This is a genomic window from Neokomagataea anthophila (assembly GCF_018122595.1).
Taxonomy (GTDB): domain Bacteria; phylum Pseudomonadota; class Alphaproteobacteria; order Acetobacterales; family Acetobacteraceae; genus Gluconobacter; species Gluconobacter anthophilus.
The window spans coordinates 22353-48810 of record NZ_JAGRQH010000001.1 but is presented as its reverse complement, the minus strand read 5'-3'; the positions used below and the strand labels follow the sequence as shown (position 1 = coordinate 48810).

General features: G+C 52.8%; 21 protein-coding genes. 9 read left to right on the top strand and 12 right to left on the bottom strand.

From position 1 onward, the window contains the following. Positions 1-29: 29 nt before the first annotated feature. Genes KB213_RS00245 through KB213_RS00235 form a run of 3 tightly spaced genes read right to left on the bottom strand, consistent with a single transcriptional unit; the run spans position 30 to position 4359 of the window. On the bottom strand, positions 30-1859 hold the full coding sequence (locus KB213_RS00245; RefSeq protein ID WP_249110095.1) for a fatty acyl-AMP ligase: 1830 nt from the start codon (positions 1857-1859) through the stop codon (positions 30-32). Next, positions 1856-2986: a sensor domain-containing protein gene (locus KB213_RS00240; protein WP_211679768.1), complete on the bottom strand. Its 1131-nt coding sequence runs from the start codon at positions 2984-2986 to the stop codon at positions 1856-1858. The genes KB213_RS00245 and KB213_RS00240 overlap by 4 nt, the downstream gene beginning before the upstream one ends. A gap of 8 nt (positions 2987-2994) precedes the next feature. Beyond that, a complete protein-coding gene (locus tag KB213_RS00235; protein WP_211679766.1) occupies positions 2995-4359 on the bottom strand; it encodes a lipopolysaccharide biosynthesis protein in 1365 nt (454 codons plus the stop codon). Positions 4360-4530: 171 nt separating this feature from the next. Here KB213_RS00235 and alr point away from each other — a divergent pair, with 171 nt between their 5' ends. Further along, the gene (alr, locus tag KB213_RS00230) at positions 4531-5643 is read left to right on the top strand and encodes an alanine racemase (protein ID WP_211679764.1); all 1113 of its coding nucleotides are present in this window, start codon (positions 4531-4533) and stop codon (positions 5641-5643) included. A 230-nt stretch (positions 5644-5873) separates the two neighbouring features. On the opposite strand, the gene KB213_RS00225 is transcribed toward alr, so the two are convergent. The 3 genes from KB213_RS00225 to KB213_RS00215 all read right to left on the bottom strand — a co-directional run bounded on the left by KB213_RS00225 (position 5874) and on the right by KB213_RS00215 (position 10202). Then, a complete protein-coding gene (locus KB213_RS00225) occupies positions 5874-8282 on the bottom strand; it encodes a TonB-dependent receptor (protein ID WP_211679762.1) in 2409 nt (802 codons plus the stop codon). Between the two features lie 369 nt (positions 8283-8651). After that, the gene (locus tag KB213_RS00220) at positions 8652-9587 is read right to left on the bottom strand and encodes a glycosyltransferase family 2 protein (protein WP_211679760.1); all 936 of its coding nucleotides are present in this window, start codon (positions 9585-9587) and stop codon (positions 8652-8654) included. 12 nt (positions 9588-9599) lie between these two features. Beyond that, positions 9600-10202, bottom strand: coding sequence for an HD domain-containing protein (locus tag KB213_RS00215; protein ID WP_211679758.1), 603 nt, complete (start codon positions 10200-10202; stop codon positions 9600-9602). A 199-nt stretch (positions 10203-10401) separates the two neighbouring features. Between KB213_RS00215 and cysG the strand changes: the two genes are divergently transcribed. Both cysG and KB213_RS00205 read left to right on the top strand, forming a co-directional pair. Continuing rightward, on the top strand, positions 10402-11826 hold the full coding sequence (cysG, locus tag KB213_RS00210; protein WP_211679756.1) for a siroheme synthase CysG: 1425 nt from the start codon (positions 10402-10404) through the stop codon (positions 11824-11826). Then, a complete protein-coding gene (locus tag KB213_RS00205) occupies positions 11823-12770 on the top strand; it encodes a glutaminase (protein ID WP_211679754.1) in 948 nt (315 codons plus the stop codon). The genes cysG and KB213_RS00205 overlap by 4 nt, the downstream gene beginning before the upstream one ends. A 69-nt stretch (positions 12771-12839) precedes the next feature. On the opposite strand, the gene KB213_RS00200 is transcribed toward KB213_RS00205, so the two are convergent. Then, a complete protein-coding gene (locus KB213_RS00200) occupies positions 12840-13241 on the bottom strand; it encodes a helix-turn-helix domain-containing protein (RefSeq protein WP_211679752.1) in 402 nt (133 codons plus the stop codon). A gap of 73 nt (positions 13242-13314) precedes the next feature. Here KB213_RS00200 and KB213_RS00195 point away from each other — a divergent pair, with 73 nt between their 5' ends. Beyond that, positions 13315-14373 (top strand): SDR family oxidoreductase, encoded by a 1059-nt coding sequence (locus tag KB213_RS00195; protein ID WP_211679750.1) that lies wholly within the window; start codon positions 13315-13317, stop codon positions 14371-14373. 173 nt (positions 14374-14546) lie between these two features. Here the strand turns inward: KB213_RS00195 and nth are convergent, their stop codons facing one another. The 3 genes from nth to KB213_RS00180 all read right to left on the bottom strand — a co-directional run bounded on the left by nth (position 14547) and on the right by KB213_RS00180 (position 17275). Next, positions 14547-15197, bottom strand: a complete 651-nt coding sequence (gene nth / locus KB213_RS00190) for an endonuclease III (protein WP_211680521.1) — start codon at positions 15195-15197, stop codon at positions 14547-14549. 213 nt (positions 15198-15410) lie between these two features. After that, positions 15411-16241, bottom strand: coding sequence for an SDR family oxidoreductase (locus KB213_RS00185; protein WP_211679748.1), 831 nt, complete (start codon positions 16239-16241; stop codon positions 15411-15413). Continuing rightward, complete coding sequence (locus KB213_RS00180) at positions 16238-17275, bottom strand: zinc-dependent alcohol dehydrogenase family protein (RefSeq protein WP_211679746.1); 1038 nt, start codon at positions 17273-17275, stop codon at positions 16238-16240. The genes KB213_RS00185 and KB213_RS00180 overlap by 4 nt, the downstream gene beginning before the upstream one ends. A gap of 141 nt (positions 17276-17416) precedes the next feature. Here KB213_RS00180 and KB213_RS00175 point away from each other — a divergent pair, with 141 nt between their 5' ends. Together KB213_RS00175 and KB213_RS00170 are read left to right on the top strand one after the other, a co-directional pair. After that, positions 17417-18319, top strand: a complete 903-nt coding sequence (locus KB213_RS00175) for a LysR family transcriptional regulator (protein WP_211679744.1) — start codon at positions 17417-17419, stop codon at positions 18317-18319. Between the two features lie 58 nt (positions 18320-18377). Then, positions 18378-20261 carry an ABC transporter ATP-binding protein gene (locus KB213_RS00170; RefSeq protein WP_211679742.1) on the top strand — a complete coding sequence of 628 codons (1884 nt, stop codon included), beginning with the start codon at positions 18378-18380 and terminating at the stop codon, positions 20259-20261. Between the two features lie 18 nt (positions 20262-20279). Here KB213_RS00170 and KB213_RS00165 read toward each other — a convergent pair whose 3' ends face one another. Continuing rightward, positions 20280-21317 (bottom strand): YeiH family protein, encoded by a 1038-nt coding sequence (locus KB213_RS00165; protein WP_211679740.1) that lies wholly within the window; start codon positions 21315-21317, stop codon positions 20280-20282. A gap of 106 nt (positions 21318-21423) precedes the next feature. On the opposite strand from KB213_RS00165, the gene KB213_RS00160 reads away from it, so the two are divergent. Continuing rightward, positions 21424-22284, top strand: coding sequence for a LysR substrate-binding domain-containing protein (locus KB213_RS00160; RefSeq protein WP_211679738.1), 861 nt, complete (start codon positions 21424-21426; stop codon positions 22282-22284). Positions 22285-22688: 404 nt separating this feature from the next. Continuing rightward, the gene (locus tag KB213_RS00155) at positions 22689-24425 is read left to right on the top strand and encodes a Hint domain-containing protein (RefSeq protein WP_211679736.1); all 1737 of its coding nucleotides are present in this window, start codon (positions 22689-22691) and stop codon (positions 24423-24425) included. 4 nt (positions 24426-24429) lie between these two features. Here KB213_RS00155 and KB213_RS12990 read toward each other — a convergent pair whose 3' ends face one another. Next, positions 24430-24558, bottom strand: a complete 129-nt coding sequence (locus KB213_RS12990) for a hypothetical protein (RefSeq protein WP_282958304.1) — start codon at positions 24556-24558, stop codon at positions 24430-24432. A gap of 202 nt (positions 24559-24760) precedes the next feature. Here KB213_RS12990 and KB213_RS00150 point away from each other — a divergent pair, with 202 nt between their 5' ends. Continuing rightward, positions 24761-26383, top strand: coding sequence for an ABC-F family ATP-binding cassette domain-containing protein (locus KB213_RS00150; RefSeq protein ID WP_211679734.1), 1623 nt, complete (start codon positions 24761-24763; stop codon positions 26381-26383). Positions 26384-26458: the final 75 nt, after the last annotated feature.

Here is a 26458-nt window from a genome sequence, read left to right as displayed (position 1 = left end):
TCCCCGCTCTGTGGCGGGGGTATGGCGCTTTAGGCGGCAGAGTGTTCTGCATCTTCAAATGCGCCAGAGAGCAGCATAGCTTTGGCTTTTGCGCGTGTGAGTTTGCCGGAAGATGTTTGCGGCAGGGTACGGGGTGGCACCAATACAACGCGCACATCCACACCATGGTCACGGCGGAAGAGGGCTGTGAGGTCGTTGGTCAGGCGATCACGCATGGTTGGGTCGCTTGCGCGGCACTGGACAAGCGCTGTGATCGTTTCGCCTTCGTCGCCATCAACGGAGAAGACGGCCACATCACGGGAGCGGAGGCTATCGATGGCGCTTTCCGCGGACCATTCAAGGTCTTGCGGCCAGATATTACGGCCATTGATGATGATAAGGTCTTTGGCCCGGCCTGTGATGATGATTTCACCATCCAGCATGTAGCCAAGGTCACCTGTGTTCAGCCAGCCTTGTGCATCCAAAACGGCATCAGTTTCATCTTGGCGGCCGTAATATCCAACCATGAGGCTAGGTCCACGGACGTATACAGTCCCGACGCGACGATCTGGCAGAGGGTTGCCATGCTGGTCACGAACCTCGATGGCATGGTCTGGCAGGGCGCGGCCACAGCGTACGAAGGTGCGCAAAGCGTGAGACGGGTCATTGCATGGAACTGCAATGCCGGTGCTCTCCAAACGGCGGAGGTCCACAGTATCCGTCTGCATGCCGTTATTAAGAGGGGCAAAGCTGATGGCGAGTGTTGCTTCGGCCATGCCATAACTTGCGACGAAGGCTTTGCTGTTAAAGCCATTCGCGGCGAAGCGTTCGGAGAATTCTTCTAGGATATGCGGGCGGATCATGTCGCCGCCGATCCCTGCAATACGCCAGTGGGACAAGTCCAGACCGGGTGCGCCATTGCGGCGTGAGCATAGCTCAAAGCCGAAGGATGGGCTGTAAGACATAGTCCCCTTGTTCCGGCTGATCAGGTCCAGCCAAACATGGGGGCGGCGTGCGAATTCACGTGTTGGGAGCAGGTCCACAGATAATTGGCAAGTCATTGGCGTCAGGAAGAACCCAACGAGACCCATGTCATGGTAGAGCGGCAGCCATGAGACGCAGCGATCATCTTCGATGTCGGATGATGGGCGTACTTGCAAACCATCATGGGCAATGGCGCGGGCATTGGCCATGCCTGCTGTTTGTGTCACGGATACTCCCATCGGGAAGCGCGTGCTGCCGGATGAGAATTGGAGGTAGGACAGAGCATCGGCTTGGATGGCTGGAAGCGCAATGTCTGGGGCTGTGTGTGCGCTAAGTTCAGCGGGGGAGCCACCAAAGACAAGGTCTAGCCCGTCAATGATCTCGTCAGTCCAGCCGCCGATGACGTCTGGTACGACGACAGCGCGCGCACCGGCGCTGCTGATCATGCCGCGCAGAGTGGTGATGTAGCCGTCACGCCCACCGAAAGCGACGGGCAGTGGCAGAGGCGCCGGGACGAGGCCTGCGTACTGACAGCCGAAAAAAATGCGGGCGAAGTCACCGTCACTTTCAGCCACGATGGCGACGCGGTCACCCTGCGTGAGGCCAAGGCTAAGCAAGCGGCGAGCCATTGCAATGGCTTGTTCGCGTAGAGTGCGATACGGCAGGGCTTCTAGAAGCTGGCCACGGCCTGAGTAAATATTGAAGCCACTCTCGCCCTGTGCTGCGTAATCCAGAGCGGCAGGGAAGCTCGGGAAGTCACCATAGCGTCGGTTCAGGCCCGAACGGCTTGGGGTAGGCTGTGCCGGTGTGGATGGTTGAGGGGGGGGTTGGGTGGCTTCGGTCAAACCTGGACTCGCTTCGTTAGAAATGCCGTTTTCAGAAATGCCGGGCATCATACGGCTCGTTGTAAGAAGGCGATGATTGCGTCTGCCCCTAGAGGTGCAGTCGGCTTATCGCCGTGTGTCTCGAATGTGTCATACAGATACTGGCGCTGTGTCTCAAGAAACTCAGGATGTGTCTTGAACGCATGTGCGATAGACGCAGCAGGGTCATCCAGAGTTTCCGTCACGGGGCCGAGCGTCCATGACAGGTAGTTTGGGTCGTCTTTCCATGCAACATGGTGTGCGTTTAGAAAGAGACAAGGGCGCGGATGGATAACAAATTCTGCGGCTTGGCTGGAAACATCGCCAATATACATATCTGCCGCCAGCGTATACGTCATATCAATGCTGCGCTGGCTTCCGGGGTCAATCAACAGATGGTGAACGCCTTCATAACGACGTTTTAGCGCGTCGGCTTCGGCGCGTCTGTTGTCGAAAAGTCGAAAATGTGGCGCAAAAACCACATTATATTGCTCTTGCTGAGCAAAAAAATCGAGTAATTTCTCGCCCATGAGAGGCCATGAGGAGAAGCGGCGCACGAAATGCGGGTTGTAGAGAAGGGTGGTTTTCTCATTTTGGAAGAGTTTTGGGCGGTGTTTTTGAAGGCGGTGGACAATGTCGAACTTGCCATAAATGCCGCGGGCGTAAGCACCCGGCCGGGCGATGCCTTCTTTTAACATGCGTTCTTCAATTTTCCGTCCGGGCAGCAGCAGGAAATCAAACTTGCGCAGGTGTTGGGCGAACCCGATGGCCCGGTCTCCGGCGCCATGTCCAGTCCAGACCATACGAGGGCGTGTGACGCCCATGTGGCGGAGGTAAAGCGAGGTGGCTTCTGGTACGATGATGGCGTCAAAGCCGTTGAGGTACCGTCGTGACACGAAAAGACCGTATAGCCGGTCAATCACGCGCAGGCCGCGCGTTTCGATGCGTTGCCGTAAAGCGGGGGATAACGGCAGGAGAGTGAGGCGAAGTTTGGCCTCAGGGTAGAGCTGCGCGATCGAGCGAGCAAGCTCTAGATGCCCCGGTGTTAAGCACGCCACGTCCACGGATACATCGGTGTGGCGTGAGGCCATTTCGAACGCGATTGGCAGGGCATGGAGCGCTTGATGGCGCTGGGCAATCAGGGGGAAAACAACGCGCATAATGGGGGTTATCCCGTTGTTTTCGGGGTGAGGGGGGTGCGTATGACAAAAATCAGCTGAATGCTGATGAGGAGAGTCACCCCGGCGAGTGTGGCGGGGCCGACGCCGTTTAAACCATATTTCTGCACAACGAGAACCAAGCCCGGCAGGAAAAGCGCACATTCAAGGCATCGCGCGATGATGGCGGCGTCAGAACGATCAATGGTGAAGAGAAGCGGTTCGAGTGGGAGGCCCCAGACGGTGACGACTTCAGCGGCTAAGAGCCATAGGGTGACGGGCAGTGTTGCGATTGCGCCATCGGCCCCGACATAAAGGCGCAAAAGAGGGCCGCCAGCAAAGAGAGTGATGAGCAGCAACGCAGTGCCAATAGCACCTGCGGTTAGCGCGACTTGCACCGTTAAGCGGCGGAGGCGACCCATGGCGCGGTCACGCCATAAGCGAGCCATTTCGGGGTAAACGGTTGTTTGAATGAGTGTTGCGGGCTTGGCGATGCCTGCGGCAATTTGGCTGGCAATACGGTAATAACCCGCGCTTGCGGGGCCGACGAAGGCTCCGACCACCAGGGTGCCGATATGCCCGAAGGCGAGGGCTAGGGTGGAGTTCAGGTTGGTTGAAAAGACAAAGCGCCAGAGGCGTGGGTAATGCTCTGAAAACCGGCGATGTGCTAGGTCGCGCATGACGCCACCAAAGGCATGTGAGAAGCCAGTATGGAGGTTGCGCCGGGTCATTTCTTTTAGGGCCATGACTGAGATCGTGCCCCATGCGATGACTTCCGCAAGGAACCAAACCGCCGCAAGAATGGCGACGGAGGCGCCGGTTAACAGCATGCTGGCAGTGCCGATGACACGGATAATGGTGGCGATGGTGCCTTGGACGGCCAGAAGGTCATAGCGGTTAAAGACGCGCAGAAGCCCCGTGGGAGTTGCGGCAGCCATGAAGAGGATAGAGCCGCAATAGAGAATGCCGATACGATGAATTTCGGGTGGCCAGCCGAGAGATTTCATCGCGAAAGCACTAATGCCGACGCCAATGAGCAAGCCTGCAACGCCGCCGATGATGTCTAGGAAGAGGCTGAACGACACAATGCGCTGAAATTCACGTTTATTGCCGTCTGTCAGGGGGCGTAAGCCATATTGCAAAACGGTTTGCCACGACTGGAAGTCGACAACATCTCCAATAGTGCGCGCAAAGGCGTACATCATGGCGATGAGGCCGAAGCCGTAGCTGCCGAGCAAATGCGTTGCTAGCCAGATATGCACGAGGCTGAGGGGCGCATTAACAGCACGGCCACCGAGAAGCACGCCAAGGTTCTTCATGACGCGGCGTACTCCGCCAGCTTTTAACGACTGAGAGGGGAGGTCAGACTCCGGCATTAGTTCCGCGAAACTTTCATAATAAGGGGCATCACTGTCGTGTTGGTTTAGGGGGTATATAGGTATGCCCCGCAGAATCGGAATGGTGTAGAACGAGGGAATATTGCATTTTTACGGCAAATCGCTACCCGTTATGGAGCAATTCTTCATTTAGCGCCGGTTTCTCACGCAATGTCATTTCTGAACCAAGACGATTCGAGTGCTTTTTCTTCAGCTCAAGCGATGGCAGGAGCGTGGCTCTGCGTTGACCGAGAGGTTTTGGCGCAAAATTATAAAAAATTAGATTCCATAACAGGCTCTGCCGAATGTGCGGCTGTGGTGAAAGCAGACGGATATGGGCTAGGGGCTGCGGCGATTGCGCCTGCATTATTGAACGCTGGAGCGAAAACATTTTTTGTGGCGCATCTGCAAGAAGGCGTTCAACTGCGTCAGGTTTTACCGCATGCGCGTATTTTCGTGTTGCATGGCTTTATGATTGGTTGTGCCGATTTGATGCATGCACATCATTTGATCCCGGTTTTGAATGATTTGGGGCAGGTGAAAGAGTGGGCCGATTTGGGTGCTGTGCATGGTGGGCCACTGCCGTGTGCTGTGCAGGTCGATAGTGGGATGTCTCGCTTTGGTCTTTCTGCTGCGGATTTAGCGGTAGAAGGGGCCTTTGATGGGGTTCAGCCCTGTTTGGTGATGAGCCATTTGGCGTGTGCCGATACGCCGGATAATCCAGCGAATGAACAGCAGCGTCGTAATTTTATCGCAATGGCTGAGCATTTTCCGGGGGTGCCGCGTTCTTTGGCGGCGTCTTCGGGTATTTTCTTGGGGTCGGATTATCATTTTGAGCTCGTGCGGCCGGGGGCTGCGCTCTATGGCGTAGCGCCGAATGATGGCGTGCCCGCTTTAGGGCATGTTGTACGGTTGGAAGCGCGCGTGGTGCAAATACGGACCGTACCGCCGGGCGCAGGTGTTGGGTATGGGCTGACCTGGCGGGCTGAAAAGCCCACGCGTTTGGCGACGTTGGGTATTGGGTATGCGGATGGTTTCTTCCGTGCTCAAGCAGGCCAAGCAGCTGTATGGTGTGGTGATGTGCGTTTTCCGTTGGTCGGGCGCGTGTCTATGGACAGTGTATCGGTTGATATTAGTGACGCGCCAGAGAGCTTAAAGCCGGGTGACGTTTTGACGGTTTTGGGGCCGAACCAAGGGGTTGATAGCTTGGCCGCAAGCGGCGGGACGATTGGCTATGAAATCTTAACGTCCTTAGGGGCGCGCTTTTACCGGCATTATCTTTAAGTTGACCGGGAAGACCGTTCTGGTGACGGTCTGTGCATGATCATCCACTCAGCGTGTGTTGAGTGCCGGGATGTAAATATGTGTGTTCTAGAGTGTTTGAAGAGGCGTTAAGGCCAGCCTCTTTTCCGCTTTTGCGTGACTAGTATTTTGTCAGAACGCATATGCGCCTCCCCACGCTATATGGGGAGGCGCATATGGTAGGCGTTGTTCGTGAAAGGTGATGTGGAGTTTTAGAACGCCACTTCAACCATGCCGCCGAACTGACGAGGCTCATTGATATAGCCTTGCAGGCCCGTCGTTACGCTGAGGCTCTTGTCGTAAACATACTGCTTGTTAAACAGGTTACGTGCCCAAAGAGAGAACGTCGCCTTTGCCGCGCTGTTGGCAACTTGCACGTGAGCGAGGGCAATACGGCTGTTTACGATAAGACCGCTATTTCCGCGTGGTTGGTAAACGTTACGTGGATTGTTAGGGCCTAGGTAAACGGGGTCTGTAGAGCTGGAGTAGAAGCCTGAGTTGATGTTCCCATCAACATGGGCCAGCAGAGTGAAGTGCTCGAATGGGCGGGTGTAATTAACTTGAGCACTGCCGGAATGTGCAGGGGTGACCACCTGATAGATGGGAACCTGCAAAGGTAAAACCACACCATTTGCGTTTGGATATGGGTTGGCGGTTGGTGGGATATGCACATGGTTGTAGGCATAGGACAGGCCAACTTCAACGCCCTTATAGGGGATGAAGGTCAGTTCTGTTTCTGCGCCACTTACGTTGCCGTCACCTGGGGCGTTAAAGGTTGAAATGGTTGTACGGTTCGTACGTTGGTTGGCGATTTGGTATGGGCGTTGGAAATCAACCTGAATGTCTTTGTAAATTCCGTAATAGCCAGTGGCGTTAAAGCGCATACGGTGGTTCAGGAATTCAGATTTCAAGCCGCCTTCGAACATGGAGATGCTTTCTGGAGCGAAGGCATCATAGTTCTGAGAGCGGGAGTTTGCGCCGCCGGATTTGTAACCCGTGCTCCATTTGCCGTAGAGATAAAGGTTCTTGGCAGCATCAAAGCCAAGGTTCAGCATCGGGTCAACACGTGACCATGTTGCTTCCAATGGAATTGGGCCACTAACACCATCACGGTTAACAGGTGCTGCGCCATTGACGGTCCCAAGGTGACCATCTTTGGTGTCGCGGGACCAACGCAAGCCGCCCGTCAGGTGAAGTTTTTCACTGAGGATAGACGGGGTGTAGGTGGCCTGACCGTAGGCACCGATGCTGGTTGTGTTGACGTGGCTGGCACGGTCAACGCGCTGCAAAGAGTAGTCGTTAAACGCGGGGCCGGTGAGTAATTGGTATGCGCTACCGGCTGCGTTGGTGAACTGGTTGGTGTAAAACGCTTGGGCGTTATCACTGACCGTTTCATGGTAGTACAGGAAGCCGCCAACATAACGCAGATGTGGCAGGTCACCGATAGCTTGGATTTCTTGGCTCAGCTGGTGCTGCTTGAAATTGGCCAAGCTGTAACGGCTGAAGGTGTAGTTTGTGAAATCACCGCTTGTGTTGGACATGCTCGATGAAACAGCCGCATTGTCATATTGAGACTGTGTCAGTTGGCGGTAAGCGGAGATTGAACGCAGGGTCAGGAGCTTTGGAATGGCTTGCCATTCCATCGTGAAGCGATGGCCGCTGGTTCTGCCAATGCTGGGTTGCTCTGGCACGCCGGCTACGGCCGTCTTGGCGCGTGAGGTTTGAATAACCCCGAGAGCGGCTTGTTTGTTCGTGCCGTTGGCAAGGTGCTGGCTGTAAATGGATGTCGTGCTGTCGTAGTTGTTGTCATACGCGTAATCAGCACTGAACGATGATGTTGGGCGCCACATTGCTTCGGCGCGTACACCCCGGCGGTCATATTGGTTGAAGCCGCTTGCGCCTGTGAGTGGGTTATCCGTCAGGGGATCGCGGTGAGCGGTCATCGCGTCAATTTTGACGGCGATGTCATGGAAGGCAGGCAGGTCAACGTGGAGTTCACCTAGGTTGCTGCCGTAATTGCCCATTCCGCCGCTGGCACGGACCTTGAACTTGCCGGATGGTCGGCGCGTGACAATGTTGAGCGCACCGCCTTCGGTGTTACGCCCAAAGAGTGTGCCTTGCGGGCCTTTTAGGACTTCAATATTGGCAACGTCCAGCATCGCGGCACCGAGGCCTTGCGGTCGTGCAAAGTAAACGCCATCGATGTAAACGCCTACGCCCTGGTCTCGTGCTGGTTGGTTACTATCGCCCAATACACCAACGCCACGAATGTTGACGATCAGTGCAGAGTTACGGCCAGCGAACTGTTCAACGTGAAGAGATGGGATCGAGCCATCGGCCATATCAACGAGTGAGATGACGTGACGATCAGCCAAGCTCTTTGCGCCCATGACGGAAATAGAGATTGGGGTTTTTTGAAGATTTTCAGGTCTTTTTTGTGCAGTAACAACAATGTCTTCTAGCCCGCCTGAACTTGCTTTGGCGGGAGAGGTTGTTGTTTTCTTTGGTGTTGTAGAGGTATTTTGTATCGTTTTCTGTGTATTGTTTTGTGGTATTTTTTGATTTTTATGTACATTTTCAGCATTGGCTGAGGTGAAGCATAGTAATGCCGCAGAAGACATGTACATATATTTTTTTATATGCATCGAATTTTTCCGAGTTGTTGTCTAGTTTGCACATTTCAATTTGAAAACAGATCAACATTACTCATTGCTTATGTCTTCATAACGTCCTGTGCGGTGTGTTTGAAATATTTCAGGGATATAAAAAAAACAACATGATTTATGTGAAGGTTTTATTTAGGTATTTATTTTAATTTTATTTGAGTAATTTTAAATTTTTTTGGTGTATTATTTAAGTATAGTGATATATTTTTTATTTAATTAATTATAAAAAATATATCGATGAAGAAATTATACTAATAATATAGATGACAATATGATGTCTGTTGTTATTAATTTTTATTTATTAACTTAAAATTTAATATATGGTTACATTATGTTGTGTGGGGGTGGGGCGTAAGAGAGATAAATCATTCTTTTCTGTTCTTTGCGCGCGAGTGTAACGCTGTCCAAAATGAGTCCGCAGGTGAAAGATAAGGCGGATAGTGTCATCAGGCCCGTGGAGAGCAGGGCGGTCGGTAGGCGTGGGACGAGGCCTGTTTTTAAGTAGGTCATGATGACTGGAGCGCCGAGGGCGACAGAAAGTAAGCTAAGAGAAAAGCCCAGCGTACTGAAAAAAAGAATGGGACGTTCTTGCTTCACTAAGGTGAGGATTGTTTTTAAAATGCGAAAGCCGTCGCGGTAGGTACGTAATTTTGAGGTGGAACCGGGAGGGCGCTCGCTATAGCGCGTGGGGAGTTCCCCAATGGGCATGCAGAGTTCAAGAGCATGCACGGTGAGTTCTGTCTCGGTTTCAAAGCCGGATGACAAGGCTGGGAAAGATTTCACGAAACGCTTGGAAAAGACCCGATAGCCGGACAGCATATCGGTAAGGCGGCGTCCGAAAATATGGGTGACGATACCGGTTAAGGCGCGGTTTCCGGTGACGTGGCCGCGCCGATACGCGCTGCTTTGATCAGTCACACGGGCGGCATTGACCATATCCAGACCTTGGCTTTGTGCTAGGGCGAGGAGGCGTGGGGCGGCGGCAGCTTCATAAGTGGCGTCACCATCGACGAGGACATAATAATCAGCATCGATATCCGCGAACATGCGGCGGATGACGTGCCCTTTGCCTTGAAGCGTTTCGGTACGGATCAGGGCACCGGCCGCTTGGGCGACCGCAATGGTATTGTCGGTCGAGTTATTGTCATAGACATAAATTGGGGCATCTGGCAGGGCGCGACGGAAGTCTTGGATGACCTGCCCGATGGCAACGCTTTCATTATAGCACGGAATAAGGACAGCGATGCGGGGCTGGTTCATAGTGGTCAGGCCTTAAGGGGTGGCGCTGAGGCGCGTGGTTGTTTCATCCAAGATGGTCCGTATGGCGCGGGTGAGTGGGGTGCCATCGGTGTATTTTCGGCCGTAATGCAGGTTGAAGCGGTGGTCAAAATCGTCAGGGTTTGTACCGTTGATATGTTGGGAGATGGTTTCGAGCTTATCGAAGGCTTTGGCGAGTTTTGCTTCGGCTGAGGTGGCGTTCTCGTAGTCATCCCAGAGGGCTAAAAAATCGGCTTTAAGGTCGTCCGGTAAGGTTTCCATGACGGTCAGTAGGTCGGTGCGTTCTTGCGTACTTTTGGTGGCGGATGCTGTTAGTGAGGTTGCGGGAATATCGCCGTGAATAGCCTCACCGAGATCGTGTAGAATGCAGAGTTTGAAGAGTTTTGTAAGATCGATTTCTGGAGGGAGCTGGTCTGCGAATGTCATAACCATGAGGCATAAGCCCCAGCTATGAGCGGCAGTGCTTTCCGGTAAGCCATTGAGTGTATAGGCTCGGCGCAGCACATCCTTTAGGCGCGAAGCTTCGCGCAGGAAGGTCAGTCTTTTCTCGATGCTGTGATGAGAAAGGTGGCTGTCTGCGGTGTTGGTCGCGTCCATGGGTCTCCTTGGGCGTGTTCTACTGTGGGTGGTGGCATAGTGATAAAGTAATGACACGCCATAAAAATCTTATGTTTATGAGGTATCTGACGCGAGCGAAGACGGCAAGGCTAAGGGGATGTTTCTTGTGGTCCTTTGCGCGGCTGAGTGGCTGTGTATAGTGAGAGAAAGACCGTGACTTGCAAGACTGATGGACAAGATGGACGCTGATAAACCCCTTTCCCCGATTGAAACGGGATGGTTCCCGATTTCGGTGCGTATTGAAGGGGCACGTGTGTTGCTTGTGGGTGGCGGTGAAGTGGCCATTAATAAAGGGCGGCTCCTGTTAGATCACGGTGCGCGTATTGAGATCGTGGCGGATCGGTTGATCCCGGGTGTGCAGGAATGGGTTGATTCTGGGCAGGCACTCCATGTTGGTGGGCGTGTTGATGAGGCGCTTCTGGAGGGTTTAATGCCGGGGTGTCGCCTTGTTTATGCAGCGACGGATGATCGGGCGGTGAACCGCGTGGTAGCGGCGATGGCAGAGCGCATGGGTATTCCGGTATGCGCAGTGGATGACCCTGAGCCTTCGACCTTTATTACGCCAGCGCAAGTGCGCCGTGGCATGGTGCGTGTCTCCATTGCTACTGCGGGTGGTGCGCCAGTTTTGGCCCGGCGCTTGCGTCAAGAAATTGAGGCATGGTTGCCTGAAGGCACAGGGCGTTTGGCAGAGTATATGCAGTCTCGGCGGCCGCGTGTTTCAGCGCGCTGGCCAGAAACGCAAGACCGGAAGCGTGTTTGGGAAGATTTTTTGGATGGTCCGGGGGCTGATGCCGCACGCGCTGGAGATCACGTTGGGGCTGACTGTGTTTTACAGAGTTTGCTCGATGGGTATGGGCGGGCGGGGGAAGTGTGGCTTGTTGGGGCAGGGCCGGGCGACCCGGATTTGTTGACGCTGAAGGCGCTGCACTACATGCAAAATGCAGATGTTGTGTTGTACGATAATTTGCTGCCTGCTGCTTTATTGGGGCGTGTGCGCCGGGATGCTGAGTTAATTTTTGTTGGCAAAAAGCGTGATCGACATACTCTTCCGCAATCAGAGATTAATGCAGAGATGGTGCGTCATGCGCATGCGGGGCAGCGTGTTTTACGGCTGAAGGGTGGGGATCCCTTTATCTTTGGCCGAGGGGGTGAAGAAATTGAGTCTTTGCTGGAAGCAGGAGTGCGCTTCCGGGTTGTACCGGGGATTACGGCAGCGAGTGGCTGTGCGGCGTATGCCGGTATTCCGCTGACGCATCGTGATTGTGCGCAGGCCTGCTTGTTTGTGACGGGGCATGCCAAAGCAGATGGCGTGTTGGATTTGCCTTGGAAGGATATGGCGGACCGTCGACAAACGGTTGTGATTTATATGGGGGTTTCGTCGTTACAGCGTGCGATGGATGGGTTGTCTGAGCATGGTTTGCCCCATGATTGGCCGGCAGCCATTGTCGAACGTGGTACGCAGCCAGATCAGCGCGTGTTGGTAGGAACTGTGGGGACATTGCCGCGCTTGGCGCTGGAGGCTGGTGTCGCTTCTCCGGCATTGGTGATTGTTGGCAAGGTTGTGGACCACCGGGTTGTGTCCCCTGAGGAGGTTAGGCAATGACGGCGTTACAGGAAATTCTTCCGCGTATTGTTAACGATATGCGGGGTGTCGTGGAACGCGGGCAGGTTGCTAATTATATTCCGCCACTGGCCTGTGTGGACCCGTCCAAATTTGGCATGGCTGTTATTGAGGCTGACGGAACGTTTCATCGTTTTGGTGATGCGGATGAGCCTTTTTCTATTCAGAGTGTCTCGAAAGTGTTTGGGCTGACGTTAGCGTTGGATGCGGTGGGGGACAGCCTGTGGCAGCGTGTGCGGCAGGAACCTTCGGGGAGTGCTTTCAACTCGATTATTCAGTTGGAGAGTGAGCACGGTATTCCACGGAATCCATTCATTAATGCCGGTGCGATTGTTGTGTCGGATATTTTGGTGTCTTGTTTTGGGCGCACGGGTGCTGAAGATGCGTTATTGAATCTTCTGCGCCCGCTGGCGCGTGATCCGGCATCGGTCGTTATTGATCGGGAGATGGCGCAGCAGGAGGCTGAGACGGGGTTCCGCAATTTGGCCCTTGGTAATTACATGCGGAATTTCGATAATATTTTAAACCCGGTTGAGCGGACGTTGGATTTTTATTTCCATCAATGTGCGCTGACAATGAGCTGTGGCCAACTGGCGGAAATGGGGGCTTACCTCATGACGGGGGGTATAAACCCACGGACGGGAGAGCGCGTGATGTCCCGGCGTCATGCCCAGACGGTTCTCGCTTTGATGATGATGTGTGGCCATTACGATGGTTCGGGCGCGTTTGCTATTCGTGTTGGGCTGCCGGGAAAATCTGGTGTTGGGGGCGGTATTTTAGCGATTACGCCCGGTGTGGCTTCGGTCGCGGTGTGGTCCCCCGGTTTGAATGCGCAAGGGAATTCCTTGCTTGGAACATTAGCGCTGGAACGCTTGGTGCAAGAAACAGGTTGGAATGTGTTTAGCGCGTGCGGTCATTCGGCGTAGTGTTGGACTGAGGGGCAGGGCTTATGCATGGCTCTCCGTTGATTTTGGACCGGCCATGTGATGATTTTTTTAACGAGATAGTGCGTTACAAGCCAGTGACGGTTCGTCGCCAAGCTTTCCAGCGGCAATCCAGTCACGTTTGGTACGCAGGTAGTCGGCCATAACCCTCAGATCTTTGGCTTTGAGTTCGATCGCCTGCAACTGCAAGTCCATAAGCTCCACGGTGCGTTCGCGGGATATGTCAGCTTGCTGCATCTCGTTCTGGACCTTGGCAATTTCCTTGAGTGACATGCCGAGGGATTGACCGAAACGGATCATCGCGGCGATCTGCACATCACGCTCTATAAAGTGTGCATATGGATTACGGCCCCCTGACCGCCCGTCCTCAGGCGCAAGCAACCCCTTGCGAATATAGAACCGGATCGTTGCGATACTGAGTCCGGTTCGCTTTGAAAATTCTCCGATCAGCATGGGCTTCTTGTCCTTGACTATGAACCATGGTTCACACGTATAGACGAAAGCTCCTTTTTATGGAGCTTTTGACATGAATGCGTTTTCAACTGGTCAGACACCGCTTGCTTTTGTGACCGGTGCGACCGGTCTGTTGGGTAATAATCTGGTGCGCGCGTTGCTGATACAGGGCTTTCGTGTCCGTGCTTTGGTCCGTTCGCCGGAGAAAGCAAAACAGCAATTCAATGGATTGACCATCGAGATCGTTACCGGTGACATGCTCGATGTAGAAGCGTTTGCACCAGCATTGGTAGGCGTTGACGTGATTTTTCACACTGCCGCCTATTTTCGTGATTCCTATACCGGAGGACGTCACTGGTCGAAGCTGCACGCTGCCAATGTAATGGGAACGCGTGCATTGTTGGAGCGGGCCTATACTGCAGGTGTACGTCGTTTCGTGCATGCCAGTTCGATCGCCGTATTGCGTGGACCGCGTGGTAAGGTCGTTGACGAGACCATGCTGCGCGATGAGCGCCATGCCGACGACTATTATCGCAGCAAGATCCTCTCTGATCAGGAAGTGTTAGGTTTCCTCGACCGCTACTCCGATTTTTGGGCTGCGATGGTCTTGCCGGGCTGGATGCATGGTCCCGGTGACATGGGGCCGACCTCTGCCGGGCAAACAATCCTCGACGTAGCGCGTGGAAAGCTTCCCGGTGTGCCGCCAGGGTCAGTCAGTCTGGTCGATGCACGTGACGTAGCGAAGGCGATGATCATAACGCATCGGCAGGGGCGTCGAGGCGAACGCTACCTTGCCGCCGGTCGACATTTTGCGATGAAAGAACTTTTACCGTTAATCGGGGAGGCACTCGGCGTTGAAGTCCCCTCGAGGCGGCTGCCACTGGCCATGCTCTATACAGTTGCAATGCTCAGCGAGATCAAGGCGCGTCTGACCCGTAAACCAGTCTTGTTCAGTTGGGCCACAGCCCGTGCCTTATCGACTGAAAACGAACGGTCGCGTTTCAGCGTAGCCAAGAGCAAAGCTGAGTTGGGTCTGATATTTCGTCCAGTTGCGGAAACTTTGTGCGACGAGATCGCTTGGTTCCGAACGAATGGGTGGCTACTCGATGATGAGAGAAAAGAATCTCGTTAAAGACAAGTGGGTGTCGATCCTGTTGGATATGCACGCATTCGCAACGAGAAGGCATCATCTGACGGAAGTTCGCTTCACGAACAGCGTATTCGCTTGATAGGATAATGATCTATTTGCCCATCTTCCGAAAGGCTCAAAGCACCCCCGACGTCCACCCCGAGTATCGAACTGTACTATCTAGCTTTGGACGTGTCGCGGGTTTTGTCGGGGTAGGTGCACCATTCGGTGGCGGTGCAGCGCCAGCATTCTGGGCGGCGCGCTTTGCAAATATAACGTCCATGGAGAATAAGCCAATGATGGGCTTGGCGCAGTAATTCTTTTGGAATGCGTTTGACGAGGCCGTCTTCGACTTGGCGCGTGTTTTTCCCGGGGGCAAGGCCAGTACGGTTTCCGATACGAAAAATATGCGTATCTACGGCCATAGTGTCAGCACCGAAGGCAACGTTCATGACAACATTGGCTGTTTTGCGTCCAACGCCGGGCAGGGCTTCGAGCGCGTCCCGATCAGAAGGAACTTCACCATTATAAAGGGTAAGAAGTTGTTCGCTCAGCAAGGCAACGTTTTTGGCTTTGCTGCGCCATAACCCAATGGTGCGGATATAGTCGCCAATAGCGTCTTCCCCAAGGGCGGCCATGCTTTGTGCGTCTGGAGCGCGTTCATATAAGGCGCGTGTGGCCTTGTTAACTGAGACGTCCGTTGCTTGAGCGGAGAGTACGACGCTGACCAAAAGCTCAAACGTATTATTGTAGATCAGTTCACTCTCAGCGTTGGGGTTTGCTGCGGCGAGTGCGCGGATAAAAGCATCTACGGCCTTCAAGCTCATGGCCTTAGGGGGCTTTTGCTTGGATGTACGTAAGGTTTTCGGCGCGTTATTGGTCATGGCGGCATCTTATCGCGCCACAGCATGATAGGCGAGGTTTTCCCGTATATGATGTTCGCTTGAAGGTCTTTTGATGTTTGGCGTGATGCACGAGAGGGGGGGGAGTTCCCGTGCATCAGTTGTGTTGTGGAAAAGCTTACGGCAGAGCCAGAGATGTTAGGCGTTTGGTGCTAACGGGCCATAGAAGAAGCTGGCCGTTACCCCGCCGTCCATTAGAATATCGCTGCCGGTGATGAATGCCCCAGCGGGGCCCATGAGGAGGGCACCAACGGTTGCGACTTCATCGGGGGTACCTGCACGCCCGACGGGAGAAAGGTCTATCATCCGTCTGTACCCTGCGCCGCGCTCCCCGGAGAGCTCATCGTTTGCGAGGGGCGTTATAATAATTCCCGGGCTTATGGTGTTGATGCGGGCTTTGCGCTGAGACCAACGCACCGATTCAGCGCGGACCCGCAAGGCATTGGCGCGTTTAGAGAGCTGATAGGCATGTAAAGAGTCTGAGACTTGGTCTGGCTGTAACAATGGTAAGTTGAGGAGGTCTTCTGTTGGCGTCGTTGCTAGAGCTTTGTCTTGCTCGGCTGTTAAGGCACCGAGGCGATGCCCAGATTGAGAGGCGATGACGACGCCAGAGCCGTATGGTGCAATGACATTGCCAAATAATTCGAGCACAAGTGCTGTGCCGTAGAGATCAACATCCAGAATGGTGGAGGGGGATGCTTGTGACGGAGAAACGCCTGCGGCATGGATGACGCCAGTGATGCTCCCGAGGGCTGTAGCTGTGTTGACCAATGTCGCAACGGATTCCCGCTGGGTAATGTCTACAGCTGCTGTGCTGACAGAAAAGCCAGCGTCGTGCAGGGTCTGAGCGGCTTTTTGCGCTGTTTCTTCGCGCAAATCAGCGAGAAGAATATGTTTACCGGCACTGACACGGCGCGCAATAGCCACGCCGATAGAGCCGGAACCAATCACAACGGTCACATGTGTCATGGGCGTACCATTACTTTGAGGGATGAGCGTTCGTTCATTGCGCGATAGCCGGCGGGAACACCGTTGAGGTCTACAGTGTGATCAAAGACACGGCCCGGCTGGATGCGCCCTTCGAGGACATCTGGCAGAAGATCGTCGATGTAACTTCGTACGGGGGCAGGGCCACCGGAAATCGTGATATTATCGAAAAAGCTTTTGGGGCTGCCGGTGATGTTCTCATAATGTGGCACACCAACGCGTCCAATTGCCCCGCCGGGGCGGACGATGCCGATGGCTGTATCCATAGCGCTTTGAGCGCCAACACATTCGAGTACGGAGTGTACACCATGCCCGCCTGTGAGGGCGCGGACTTGTTCGATTGCAGCTTCTCCACGTTCACTCACAATATCTGTTGCGCCGAAATCACGTGCCAGAGCTAAGCGAGATGGGTGGCGGCCGAGCATGATAACCCGTTCAGCGCCGAGACGCTTGGCGGCGATGACGCCGCATAAGCCTACGGCTCCATCTCCAATGACGGCAGCCACTTTTCCGGGGCGGACATGCGCGCACAGAGCTGCGTGGTGGCCGGTACCCATGACGTCAGAGAGGGTAAGGAGCGATGCCATCATGGCATCGTCATGGGGTGCATCTATCGGGTAAAGAGTGCCATCAGCTAAGGGAATACGCAGCGCTTCGGCTTGTGCACCACCTACTGCGGGGTCATGACCGAAAAATCCGCCATGCTGGCATGAGGTTGGTAGGCCCTCATCACAAAAAAGGCATGAGCCGTCTGAATATGCGAAGGGCATGATGACGAGGTCACCGACTTTGATGCGGTGTACGTCTGGGCCAATAGCTTCCACGCGCCCAATGGCTTCGTGCCCCATAGGGCGTGGAGTAGACCCTGCTTGCATGTCATTATACGGCCAGAGGTCACTGCCGCAAATGCAAGCTCTGACGACGCGGATGACAGCATCTGTTGGTTTTTGGAGAGTTGCATCAGGCGTATTTTCGATGCGGACATCGCCTGCATTATGCATGAAAGTTGCGCGCATATTGTACTCCTAGGGTGAGACAATTTTGCTTGAGGGGAAGGTGGTTCGAGCAGGTATGTTTTGTGTTTTGAAAGGTACAATAATGTTTTATAAGAAGAGAATACGTTGAATATTGAATGTTCTTATGAATACAATTCATGAATGCAACGGGATAATCTTGTCGATCTGAATGCGTTTGTGACTGTGGCCGAGGAAGGCAGCTTTACTCGGGCTGCAGCCCGGTTGGGGGTGTCTCAGTCTGCATTGAGCCATACTATCCGGCGTTTGGAAGAGCGGTTAGGAATTGCGCTTCTGACGCGTACGACACGGAGTGTTGCCCCAACGCAGGCTGGGCAGCAGTTATTACAGACGCTACAGCCTGCTTTTGATGGGATTGCTGCACAGCTTGCCTCTTTGGGGCGGTTAAGAGACAAACCAGCGGGGCATATTCGCATTACGGCATCTGAACATGCGGCCCAAACCATATTATGGCCTAAGCTTGCAGCGATTTTGCCGCATTATCCGGATTTGCATTTGGAGATGAGTCTGGATTCTGGCTTTCGAGATATTGTTTCTGAACGGTTTGATGCAGGGGTACGTTTGGGAGAAGCGCTGGCGAAGGATATGGTGGCCGTGAAAATAGGGCCTGACCTACGGATGGCCGTTGTCGGTGCACCTTCATATTTTGCTCGTTACTCTATTCCACATACGCCACAAGATTTAGGCGACCAACGCTGTATTAATATGCGCTTTGTGAGTGCAGGCACGTTTTATGCGTGGGAGTTTGAGAAAAATGGCCGTGAATACCGCATACGTTGTGATGGGCAGCTTGCTTTTGATGATGTGAACATGATTATCCGTGCGGCGATGGGTGGTTTTGGTTTGGCTTATGTGATGGAAGACCGCGTATCGCAGGAGTTGGCGGATGGGCGGCTTATTCGTGTGTTAGAGGATTGGTGCCCGGCTTTCCCGGGATATTATCTGTATTATCCGGCGAAACGTCAGAATTCTGCGGCATTGTCTTTATTGATTGATACGTTGCGCTACCGGCGAGGGCGTGCGTAAGGGCATTGCCTCATATTGTGGTCATCCGGCACTATGGATGACAATTAGTATCGACTGAATGAAGAGCTGCTCCTGTTTTTGGACAAGGGCGGTGGAGTATCCTGTGTCTAAAGATTCATCTGTCTTGTCTGCTCAGCAACGTGAGGGACGTAAAATTGACATTCCTTTTACGGAAGTTGTCGGCTTTGTGGTGCGTCGGTGGTTAGACCATCCGTCCTTGCTGGCAAAGACGCTGGCAGGGGTTTTTATGGCCACGCTTGCGGATATTGCGACGCCAGTTTTGGCGGGGCGTTTGGTCACGGATATTTCCCAACATACGGCTGGGCCGGGTGTGACGGTGGATAAAGCTCTGTTAGCGTTGCGGGATGATGCGACGCTGATGGTGACGGGTCTGATCGTTTTGGGGTTGGTCGGGCTGTTTGGGCGCCGTTCCTCTTATATTGGTATTTCGCATCTGACGTTGGCGATCATGCAGCGTATCGCGGATACGGCTTTTGCGCGGGTACAGCGTTTTTCAACGGATTGGCACGCTAATACATTTGCTGGTTCCACGGTGAGGCGTTTGACGCGCGGTATCTGGGCGATTGATACGCTGGATGACACGCTGCTTTTGCTTATCGTACCGGAAGTATTGGTACTATTGGGGACGACGGTGGTTCTGGCGGTACGCTCTCCGTTGATGGGAGCGGCTTTAGGGCTCTTTGTTGTACTGTTTACGTGGCTCTCCATTATGTTGACGTTGCGTTATGTGGCGCCGACCGCGCGTGCCGCGAATGCGTGGGATACGAAAATGGGGGCGGCAATGGCGGATGCTGTCACCTGTAATGCCGTGGTGCGGGCTTTTGGTGCGGAAGCGCGTGAGGAAAAGCGCCTGCATCGTGTTGTTCGTGGTTGGCGTGGGCGTACTTTGCGGACATGGATCCGTGGGACGAATAGCGCAAATTTACAGGCTTTGGCCTCTCTCGGTATGCGCATGCTGATGATTGGTTTGGCCGTGTGGTTGTGGTGGCAGGGCAAGGCTGGACCAGGTGATATTGCCTATGTTCTGACGATGGTTTTCCTCATCCAAGGGTATTTGCGTGATTTGGGGCAGCAGGTGAGCCAAGTGCAGCGCTCGGTGAATGAGATGGAAGAGCTTGTGGCTGTTTTCCAGCGAGAGCCTGCTATTGCTGATCCTGTGCAGCCAGAACCGTTAAAGATTGAACGCGGTGAAATTCGTTTCGAGCATGTTGGCTTTTGTTATCCGGGGCAGAAAAAGCCGCTTTATAATGATTTGGATTTGACGATTAAGGCGGGTTCTCGTGTGGCTTTGGTGGGGCCGAGTGGCTCTGGGAAAACGACGCTCACAAAGCTTTTGCAGCGTTTATATGACGTGACGGATGGGCGCGTTTTGGTGGATGGGCAGAATATTGCACATGTGCGGCAGTCTGACCTGCGGTCACGCATTGCGATTGTTCCTCAAGAGCCTATTTTGTTCCACCGTACTCTGGCTGAGAATATCGCTTATGCTCGGCCCAGTGCTTCACGTGAAGAGATCGAGCAGGCGGCGGATCAGGCGAATGCCGCAGCGTTTATCGAACGTTTGCCTGAGGGCTATGACACCATGGTTGGTGAGCGCGGCGTGAAGCTGTCAGGTGGTGAGCGGCAGCGTGTGGCAATTGCCCGGGCATTTTTGGCCGATGCGCCAATCTTGGTTTTTGATGAAGCAACGTCGAGCTTAGATTCTGAATCGGAAGCGCAGGTGCAAGAAGCGATGCGGCGTTTGATGAAAGATCGAACGGTGATTGTGATTGCTCATCGTTTGTCGACCGTGGTGGAGTTGGACCGTTTGTTAGTCTTTAGCCAAGGCGAACTGCGTGAAGATGGTACACATGCGGAATTGGTTGCGCAGGAAGGTGGGATTTATCGCCGCTTGTATGAACTGCAATCACTAGAGGGTTAGTCTGCTCTGGATTTTATTTTAGCTGCCATAGAGCCAGTGCGTTATCAATAATGCGCTGGTGATGAGCGTTAGTACCGATAGTGCTGCGGCGCTTAAGATTTTGATATTGTTTTGGAAGACTTCGTGGAGGTTAATCCGTAACCCGAGTGCTGCCATGGCGAGTACGGTCAGGAATGTTGCGCTGTGCTGTAGAGGTAGGAGGGCTTGTTCCGGGATTAGTCCTACGGAGCGGCACACCATAAGGATGACAAAGCCCGGAATATACCATGGTAAAAAGCGGGTAAGGGAGACATGTTCTGGGGAGTGTGTGCGGCGCCGTTGTATGAGGGCCATTACGCAGCAGGTAGGTCCCAGAAGTAGGACCCGGCCGAGTTTGACGAACATGCCGGTTTGTAGTGCGGTCTGGCCGATGGGGTGTGTGGCGGCAACGACTTGTGGGACGGCATAGACGGTCAGTCCCGCAAATGTGCCATAGGCGAGTTCATTCATGCCGAAATACGGTGCGCATAACGGCAGCAATAAGACAACGAGGACGCCCAGCAGAGCGGTGAAGGTGATGCAGGCCGCAATATCGGAGTGCTTTGCTTTTAATAGGGGGGCCACAGCGACAATGGCGGAGTTGCCGCAGATGGCGTTGCCGCATGCGATTAACGCTGCTTGTGTGAAAGGCAGCTTGAAGGCCAAGCCAATGCTTAGATTTGCTCCAATAGTGATGACGACAAGTGCAAGGATGCTAATCAAGAGATAGGGGTTAGCGTGAAGTAACGCTGTTGCGCTGATGGAGGCGCCTAAGAGGAGAATGGCGGCTTCAAGCATAGGCTTTGCACAAAAAAGAATGCCGCTTTCTGTGTGTGGTGGTGTTTTGATGAGGTGCCGTGTGGTGGCGCCGATAAGGATGGCCAGATTCATGGCTTCGATGCCGGGGTGGCCTAAAAAAAGATGCTCAGCTTCAGCGACAGAATAGGCTCCGCCTGTGACGAGAAGGCAGAGCGCGATGCCCGGTAAAAGTTGTGCTGCGGATGGTATGTACGGTGTGGCGCGGTGATGTGGCGTCATGTGTTGTCTCCTTGTGTGCAGGATACAAGGAGAGTAAATCATCAATCCAACGCCTCATTATGATGATTCTAATCGATTTTTACGATGATTTTGAAGGAAGCTCAGCATGACGCTGGAGCAATTGCGTGTGTTTATCGCTGTGGCTGAACGTGAACATATGACGGCGGCGGCGCAGGCTTTGCATATGACGCAATCGGCAGTTTCAGCCGCTATTGCGGCTTTAGAAGAACGGCACAAGGTGAAGCTGTTTCATCGTGTGGGACGGGGGATCCGCCTGACGGAGGTGGGAGGCGATTTTTTGCAGGAAGCGCGCGCTGTTGTGGGGCGGGCTGATCGTGCTGAGCAGGTCTTGGCTGAGTTAAGTGGTTTGCGCCGGGGCACTTTACGGGTGGTCGCTAGTCAAACGATTGCGGGGTATTGGCTTCCACGCGTTTTGACGGCGTTTCGGGAGCGTTATCCGCATGTAGTTGTTGAAGTTTTACAGGGGAATACGCAGCAAGCAGCTCAGCATGTTTTGGAAGGGCGTGTCGATTTAGGCATTGTGGAGGGGCGTGTGGATCACCCGGCTTTGGCGCAGTGGGTTGTGGGGGAAGATCGTCTGATTTTGGTGCAGAATGAGGCGTGTGCGGACGAGGTAGATGCAGAGTGGTTGCGTCGTGCGCGATGGGTCATGCGTGAGGAGGGTTCAGGAACGCGCTCCTCCTTGGAAGCGGCTTTGGCGAGGGTAGGTGTGTGTGGTGAGGATTTGGATGTTTCGTTAGTCCTGCCATCGAATGAAAGTGTGCGTACGGCTGTTGAAGCTGGGTGTGGGGTGAGTGCTTTGTCATCGCTTGTTGTTGATTCGGCGCTGCAGGAGGGGCGTTTGCATCAACTTTTATGGGGTTTGGGTGGGCGTCCGATTTGGGGTTTGTGTCACAAAGAGCATTATCGCAGTGGGGTTATTGAGGCATTTTTGGCGCTGTTATAGAGGTGATTTATTTTCAATAATTGATGAAAAAATAAAGTAATAAAATGAATTCCGGGGAAGGTGTGTTTAATAATAAAAAACAACAATATATACAATATTTCCGTATTTATTTATATTTTTAACCTAATATATTGGTATTTATTCGTATTAATGAAAATAAATTGTTTAATTTTATATAAACACATGTAATTTACTTAAATTGTTATGGTTAAAATAATTAAATGGTAGTTTTTTATCAAAACATTTCTAATTTATATGGAAATATTTCTTATGTTATTGGGCATTTGAATATTTCAAATTGATATAATGGGCAAAAAATATTTGCTTTTTTGTTTCTTTGTTCGATATGGTTGTTTTTAGCAAACACAACATGCTTCGGTATGCTACCTTTCGGGAGAAAAATTTTGACGCGTGCTTTGTATAGTCTCAACTCTGGTGTTGCTACAGTTTACAGTAGTGGTGACTTTGGTTTCTTGCGTGAACTTAATGGAGTTAAGAAGATTGTTGTCACAAAGACGGCAAATACTCCGAAGGGTGATCCGGTTGTTGTAAGTATTTCCAATAACTTCGGCCCTTTTACATCGGGTTCGTCTTTGGTTGTTGAAAATGGCGCGACCGCTAAGGTTGATGGCGGTCTTTTGGATGTAAACCTGAACGTGAATACCGTCGTGAACGGTGGCGTTCTTGATATTCAAGGGAATGTTTTAAGCGTATCTGCTGTACAAAATATTAAAGTTGGTCCAGCAGGAGGAAAGATTAAGGTTGAGCCTACAGGTATTTCTGTTGGTGTATTAAACGTTCCTGTCTCTTTCATTGATAGCAATGGGAACTCTACCAGCAAGTTCCCGCCAAACTTTGTGATGGACTTCCCGAGCGCGCGCTCGATCCCAGCAACATTTGACCCGGTCACGAATACGACCGTTATTGGGGATGGGGTTGACGTTCTTGGCGTTCTTGGGGTCGGGCGTACGATCACGCTTAAGGGTGACGTCTTTAATTTAAGGCAGAATGGCTCACCACAGTATGCCGCGTTGGACTTTTTCCATTGGGGTAGCCCCGTAGCTTATACGTATAATTTCACGCAGTCTGATGGAAATGGTGGTGTTATCACCTGCTTCTTGGCTGGTAGCATGATTGAAACGCCGTCGGGCCAAGTCGCTGTTGAATATATTAATGTTGGCGATGAGATCACGATATTCGTTGATGGCAAGCCTGTTGCCGATAAGGTGACGTGGGTTGGCACGGCGCGCCATGTCGTGAAGGCCGACGGTGCGAATGATCAGGCTGGCTATCCTGTACGTATCTTGAAGGATGCGATTGCGGAAGGTGTGCCATCTAAGGATCTTTTGGTCACGTCTGAGCACTGCTTCTTGTTTGAAGGTCAGTTTGTACCTGCACGTATGCTCGTGAATGGTCGTTCAGTCTTCTATGATAAGAACTTTGCTTCTTATGATTACTACCATGTTGAGACGGCCAATCATTCTGTGATCATGGCGAATGGCATGTTGACAGAAAGCTACCTGGATACGGGCAATCGTTCCTCATTCCATGATGGCAAGATTCACTTCTTGGGCCACAAGGGAAAATCTTGGGAGAGCGATGCTGCTGCACCGCTGAGCACAAGCCCAGAATTTGTTGAGCCGATTTTCCGTGACATTGAGCAGCGTGCTGTTCAAAATGGTTTGGCTTCACAAGAGCCGGCGCCGCGTTTGACGCAGGATGCAGACGTGTTCTTGCAGACGGATACGGGTTTGGTGCTGCAGAAGCTGCGTGAGACGAATGGTCATGCTGTTTTCATGCTGCCGGGCGATGTAAAGGCCGTGCGCATTATGTCTCGTGCGTCTCGCCCATGTGACATTGTTGGTGCATTCTGGGATGATCGTCGTCAGCTTGGTGTTGGTGTTAGCGATGTTTCCATCTTTGAGTGGAATGCAAGAACGCCTGTTACAGCACACCGCGAGATGGAACATCTTGATGGTTGGAACAACCTTGATCTGGAATCAGACATGCGCTGGACGGCGGGTAATGCGCTTCTGCCGTTGAACCGTCCGAACCCAGAGGATCATGCTATTCTGAGCCTCAAGATTCAGACGGTTGATTACATCGTGGCAGAAGAAGAACGCGCTCAAGAGCGTGCATAAGTCTTTAACGATGTGATGTGTGCTTGGTCATGGTTGAAGGTGCTGCTTTATGGCGCTGTGCTTCAGGCATGACCGTGCCACAATAATGTGTTTGCTGTGCGGCGGATGGTGAGAAGTGAAAGCTTTTGACCATCCGCCGTAATGCGTAGAAGCGGCGTATTTATGGCTTCAGTTTTGCGGATGTGTGTTCTGAGATGTCGTGCTGTGTGCGTTCGGCGAGGCAATCGGCCTTGATGGTGCGGGGGTACGCTTTTTCTTACGCAAACTTTGCCTTGCTGTATGGGGCTGAGCATGGTTTGGGGGCGGGATAGTTTGTGTTCCGTGTTTGAGGTCCCATGATTCGGCTCGATAATATTAGTAAGCGTAATGGCCATCGGGTCATTTTCATTGAGGCTTCGGCGGCTCTCCTTAAAGGAGAGAAAATCGGTCTTGTTGGGCCGAATGGTGCGGGGAAAAGTACTCTTTTCCGTCTTATCACAGGGCAGGAAGCACCTGATGATGGGTTGGTCTTGGTCGATCGGGGCGTATCCATCGGTTTTTTTAACCAAGATGTTGGGGAGATGCAGGGGCGGAGTGCTGTGGCGGAAGTCATGGATGGTGCTGGGCCAGTTGCAGAAACGGGGACAGAGCTAGCGGCTTTAGAGGCGGCGTTGGCAGACCCGGAGCGGATGGATGAGCTAGACGCTATTCTGGAGCGTTTTGGTGAAGTGCAGGCGCGGTTTGAGGAGTTGGGCGGTTATGCGCTTGATGGCCGGGCGCGTGAAATTTTGCATGGCCTTGGTTTCTCACAAGAGATGATGGACGGTGACGTCGGGCGTTTGTCTGGTGGTTGGAAAATGCGTGTTGCGCTGGCGCGTATTTTGTTGATGAAACCTGATGTTATGCTGCTTGATGAGCCGAGCAACCATTTGGATCTTGAAAGTCTGATTTGGTTGGAAAAGTTCTTGAGCGGCTATGATGGTGCGTTGCTCATGACCTCGCATGACCGTGCTTTCATGAACCGTATTATTAATAAAGTCATTGAAATCGACGGGGGTACGTTAAACAGTTTCTCCGGCGATTATGAGTTTTATGAGCAGCAGCGTGCGCAGAATGAAAAGCAGCAGCAGGCTCAATTTGAACGTCAACAAGCGATGTTGGCGAAAGAAATAGCGTTTATTGAGCGTTTTAAGGCGCGTGCATCCCATGCGGCGCAGGTGCAAAGTCGGGTTAAAAAACTCGATAAAATTGACCGGGTTGAACCACCGAAACGCCGTCAGACCTTGTCTTTTGCGTTTCGTCCAGCGCCGCGTTCAGGTGATGCGGTAGCGACATTGCGTGGCGTGGATAAAAGCTATGGTAAGCGTGTGATTTATCAGGGGCTGGATGTGCTGATCCGGCGCCAAGAGCGTATTTGTGTCTTGGGTGTAAACGGTGCGGGTAAGTCCACCCTGTTGAAGCTGGCTGCAGGTACGATGGAGCCTGATTCGGGGGCTGTATCTCTCGGTGGCGGTGTGAAATTGGGCTATTTTGCGCAGCATGCCATGGACCTTTTGGATGGTAGTTCAACGGTTTTTGAGGTGCTGGAAAATGCCTTCCCGCAAGCAGGGCAAGGGGCATTGCGTTCATTGGCCGGTGGCTTCGGGTTTTCAGGAGATGATGTCGATAAAGCCTGTAGTGTTCTTTCCGGCGGAGAGAAAGCGCGGCTTGTGATGGCATTGATGCTGTATGATCCGCCAAATTTCCTTGTTTTGGATGAGCCGACCAACCATTTGGACATCGCGACGAAAGAAATGTTGATTAATGCGTTGAAGGATTATGAAGGCACAATGTTGTTTGTGTCCCATGACCGTCATTTCTTGGCGGCATTATCAAACCGTGTTCTGGAAGTGACGCCGGACGGTCTGCACCGTTATGAAGGCGGCTATAGCGAGTATGTGGCACGGACCGGACGCGAAGCGCCGGGCCTGCATGAGTGACACTGCTGCGTGGGGCCTGTTCTATCCACGCTGCTAGGGTATGTTCAGGAATGTTTCTTGAGCATACCTCTTGTA